Source organism: Neisseria sp. WLZKY-1, assembly GCF_046546535.1.
Classification (GTDB): domain Bacteria; phylum Pseudomonadota; class Gammaproteobacteria; order Burkholderiales; family Neisseriaceae; genus Neisseria.
In genome coordinates this window covers 1-3796 of sequence record NZ_JBKGTW010000089.1, presented here as the reverse complement: position 1 = coordinate 3796, position 3796 = coordinate 1, and the positions used below count along the sequence as shown (strand labels likewise).

Sequence of the window (3796 nt, the reverse complement as noted above, 5' to 3'; positions counted from 1 at the left end):
CCGCTGCCTTACCGCGACAGGCGGAAACGGTTCGGGTTAAGGGTAAATCTGATTGCAGGACTGGTTAATGCGATGGGATGAATATTTTCGCAAGAGGTCTAATCTTCAGACGGCCTCTGTCATATTGCGAGGCCTTAATCGATGCCGATGTCCAAACAGACGATTTCGCCGCAGTATGTTTTACCGCTTCCGCCCAGGTGCGCCGGTTTGTAGGCGGCGAAGGTGTAGGTTAAATCGGCACGGAAGGTATCCGCATCCGCTTCTCCCGTGTCGCAGTTCAGTCCGGTAGGGATGTCCAGCGCGACTTTCAGGCCGTCCGATTGATTCAGCAGGCGGCAGATTGCGGCGATGCCGGCGGGCAGCCTGCCGCAGAAGCCTGTGCCGAAGATGCCTTCGATAATCACGTCGTAATCCGTTTTCAGACGGCCTGCCAAGTCTTCGGCGGCAATCAAGCCTATGCCGTCCAAACCTTGCAGCCGGCCGCGGTTTAATTCCGCCAGTTCGGATAGTTTTTCTCCGGCGGCAAACAGAATGTCCGCCCGCCAGCCGTGCGCCTGCAGTATCCGCGCCATCACTAGGCCGTCGCCGCCGTTGTTGCCTTTGCCGCACACAATCAGCACCCGCACGGTCTGTGGCCGCCTTCGCAGCAGGTCGGCGGCTGCGGCTCGTCCTGCGTTTTCCATCAGTTGCTCGAAAGTCGTGCCTTTATCGACTGCCATTTGTTCGTGCTCGCGCATTTCTGCGGCGGTGTAGATTTTCATCATTTGCTCCTTTTGTCTCCACTGTTTTATGAAACATCAAAACGGAAATCCCATCAATAGTGCTCCCCTGCTTTTCCGACGAATCATTCCTTTTTTTGATTTACCGCAAGAAGCCGTCTGAAAACAGGGTTTTGGCAGCTCTTGGGTTTGATTTTTTTATTAACAAGATTTATTATCATAGCGAAATCAAAGCAGCAAATAATTAAAATTATCTCTTTTGCGGGAGCGGGCGGCGGGATATATCCTTATCCTTCCTCGCGTCGGATTCGTCTTTCCAGGCCGTTTGTTTTTTAATCGACACCGAAAGTAAACCCCCTATGTCTACCATACCTTTATCAAAACTCAGTAAAGGCGCGGTTGCGCACATTGATTCTATTGTCGCCAATCCGATTTTCGGCGAACTCGACCCGCTGGTTACGCGCCGCCTTGCCGACTTGGGCTTTTCAAGCGGGATGCCGTTGCAGGTGATTGCCGTCGGCGGATTCGGACACGGCCCGTTTGCCGTGCGGTTGGGCAACCAGTCGCAATTTTCGTTGCGGCAGGAAGAAGCGGGAAAAATTATGTGCCATGTGATTGACGGCTGACTGCCGTACACAGGCAGGCTTCGTACTCCGAAAATGCGGGAAGGGTAAAATCAATTTGATTGCCCCATCCTTTTCAGACGGCCTTAGGCCATCTGAAAACACAATTTCAAAGCCTTTTCCCCAAATCCGACTTCAAACTTATCAAACAATCAAAAAAGGAGAGTTCAATTCATGGAACTAAGCTATTTTGCCTTGATTGGCGCGCCAAACTGCGGCAAAACCGTTTTGTTCAACGGTTTGACCGGCTCACATGCCAAGGTGGCCAATTATCCGGGCGTAACGGTCGATAAGCGCGAGGGCGCCTTCCTCGACGACGAGGCCGTCCGCATTATCGACCTGCCGGGCACATACAGCCTGCGCACGACCAGCCCCGACGAAGCGGTGGCGAAAGATGTAATGGTAGGCAAGATGGGCATTCCGCCCGATGCCATTATTGCCGTTGCCGACGCGACCAACCTGCGTATGACCCTGCGCATGATTTTGGAACTGAAAACGCTGGGACTGCCTATGGTGGTGTCGCTGAATTTGAGCGACGTGGCCCGCAAAAGGGGCTTGAATATCGACGCGGCCAAACTGAGCGAGTTGTTGGATGCACCTGTTTTGGAAACAGTTGCAGTGAGCGCGTCGGGCGTACAGGCTGTACGCGAAGCCGTGGCGAAGCTGCCGCGCAAACGCTCTTTCCCCGCAAACCCCGCCTCTGCCGAACGCACGCTCGATGCGCTGGATAGCGACAAACTTTATCAAGAAGTCGAATCGATTTTGGCACAAGTGGTACGCACCCAGATGACGCTGCCCGCATGGCACAAAAAACTCGACGACATCGTGCTGCACCCCGTCTGGGGCATGATTATGCTGCTGGTCATCCTGTTTATGGTGTTCCAAGCGGTTTACACATGGGCGGCGCCGATTATGGACGCCATCGAAGGCGGTTTCGGCTGGCTGGGCGAATGGGTGGCCGCGAACATGGAGCCGGGCATCCTCAGCGACTTGCTCGTCAACGGCGTGATTGCCGGTATGGGCAGCGTGTTGGTATTCCTGCCGCAGATTACGATTCTGTTCGCCTTCATCCTGCTTTTGGAAGATTCCGGCTACCTGCCGCGCGCGGCGTTCCTGCTGGATAACGTGATGGCGAAAAGCGGCCTGTCCGGACGCTCGTTCATCCCGCTCCTGTCGAGTTTCGCCTGCGCCGTCCCCGCCGTGATGTCGGCGCGTACGATTAATGACCCGCGCGAACGCCTCGTTACCATCGCCGTCGCCCCGCTGCTGACCTGTTCCGCGCGGCTGCCCGTGTACGCGCTGATTATCGCCGCCGTCATTCCTGACCGCACAGTAGGCGGAATCTTCAATCTGCAAGGGCTGACGCTGTTCGTCCTCTATCTCGCAGGCATCCTGTCGGCTGCACTGGCGGCATATATCATGAAACGCTTGGCACGAGTCAAAGGCAACGTGCAGCAATTCCCCCTGCTGATGGAGCTGCCGACCTTCCGTACGCCCAACTTCAAACACATCATCACCAGCCTGTGGGACAGGGTCAAAGCCTTCCTGAAACGCGCCGGTACGATTATTTTCGCGCTGACCGTGGTTTTGTGGGGCTTGGTCAGCTGGCCGCAACCGCCTGCAGGCGCGACCGGGGCCGCAATCGATTACAGCCTTGCCGGCATGATCGGCAATACCATCCAGCCACTGTTCGCCCCGCTGGGCTTTACTTGGGAAATGTGTATCGCCATGATTCCGGGCATCGCCGCGCGTGAAGTTGTCGTTGCCGCGCTGGGTACGGTCTATTCCGTCAGCGCGTCGTCTGAAGACGCCGTGCAAAACGCGCTGATTCCGATTGTGCACAACAACTGGGGCCTGCCGACCGCCTTCGCCTTCCTGGCTTGGTATGTGTACGCCCCCATGTGCGCCGCGACATTGACTGTGATTAAACGCGAAACCAAATCCACAAAAAGTATGGTGATGATTACCGGCTATTTGTTCCTGATGGCTTACTTCGCCGCATTTGTGGTTTATCAAGTTACTAGTTGGATACTAAAATCATGACTCAATATATTATCGTCGGCGTGATTATGCTCGCCAGCGTATTCTTCCTCTTGCGGAAATTCGTATTCAAACCGAAAAAACGCGATTGCAGCAGCGGCTGCGGCAAATGCGGCGGTTGCGGTTAAATAAAGAGGGTTCGAAAAGTAAAGGCCGTCTGAAACCGTTTCAGACGGCCTTTTGTATATTTGGGCTGCGGTTGAAACAACAGGAATATCGAATATGCCGCCGGATGTCAGTAGTCGAATCTATGGCTTTTCAAGCGAACCCTAAGCGTGAACTTCAACAACCCAGGCAGCCCATCTAATCATTAGACCTCTTGCGAAAGTATCCTGAAGATTTACAATTTCCAAATGAAATACGAAAACCTAATCCAAAGAAGCGACAGGGAATTCAAACGGCTCACAGGTGTAA

General features: G+C 54.2%; 4 protein-coding genes. 3 read left to right on the top strand and 1 reads right to left on the bottom strand.

Features of this window, described 5'->3' with window-relative positions; genetic code table 11:
* Positions 1 to 134: 134 nt before the first annotated feature.
* Positions 135 to 761, bottom strand: coding sequence for an NAD(P)H-hydrate epimerase (locus ACLD9W_RS12175; protein ID WP_410842258.1), 627 nt, complete (start codon positions 759 to 761; stop codon positions 135 to 137).
* Between the two features lie 317 nt (positions 762 to 1078).
* Between ACLD9W_RS12175 and ACLD9W_RS12170 the strand changes: the two genes are divergently transcribed.
* The 3 genes from ACLD9W_RS12170 to ACLD9W_RS12160 all read left to right on the top strand — a co-directional run bounded on the left by ACLD9W_RS12170 (position 1079) and on the right by ACLD9W_RS12160 (position 3510).
* Complete coding sequence (locus ACLD9W_RS12170; protein ID WP_410842257.1) at positions 1079 to 1345, top strand: ferrous iron transport protein A; 267 nt, start codon at positions 1079 to 1081, stop codon at positions 1343 to 1345.
* A 171-nt stretch (positions 1346 to 1516) separates the two neighbouring features.
* Positions 1517 to 3385, top strand: coding sequence for a ferrous iron transporter B (gene feoB / locus ACLD9W_RS12165; RefSeq protein ID WP_410842256.1), 1869 nt, complete (start codon positions 1517 to 1519; stop codon positions 3383 to 3385).
* Complete coding sequence (locus ACLD9W_RS12160) at positions 3382 to 3510, top strand: FeoB-associated Cys-rich membrane protein (protein ID WP_107992863.1); 129 nt, start codon at positions 3382 to 3384, stop codon at positions 3508 to 3510. Before feoB ends, ACLD9W_RS12160 begins: the two co-directional genes overlap by 4 nt.
* The last annotated feature ends 286 nt before the right edge of the window (positions 3511 to 3796 follow it).

Bases quoted from the DNA above. Each gene is read 5' to 3' on its own strand.
- ACLD9W_RS12175 (WP_410842258.1), bottom strand. From the start codon at position 761: ATGAAAATCTACACCGCCGCAGAAATGCGCGAGCACGAACAAATGGCA.
- ACLD9W_RS12170 (WP_410842257.1), top strand. From the start codon at position 1,079: ATGTCTACCATACCTTTATCAAAACTCAGTAAAGGCGCGGTTGCGCAC.
- feoB (WP_410842256.1), top strand. From the start codon at position 1,517: ATGGAACTAAGCTATTTTGCCTTGATTGGCGCGCCAAACTGCGGCAAA.
- ACLD9W_RS12160 (WP_107992863.1), top strand. From the start codon at position 3,382: ATGACTCAATATATTATCGTCGGCGTGATTATGCTCGCCAGCGTATTC.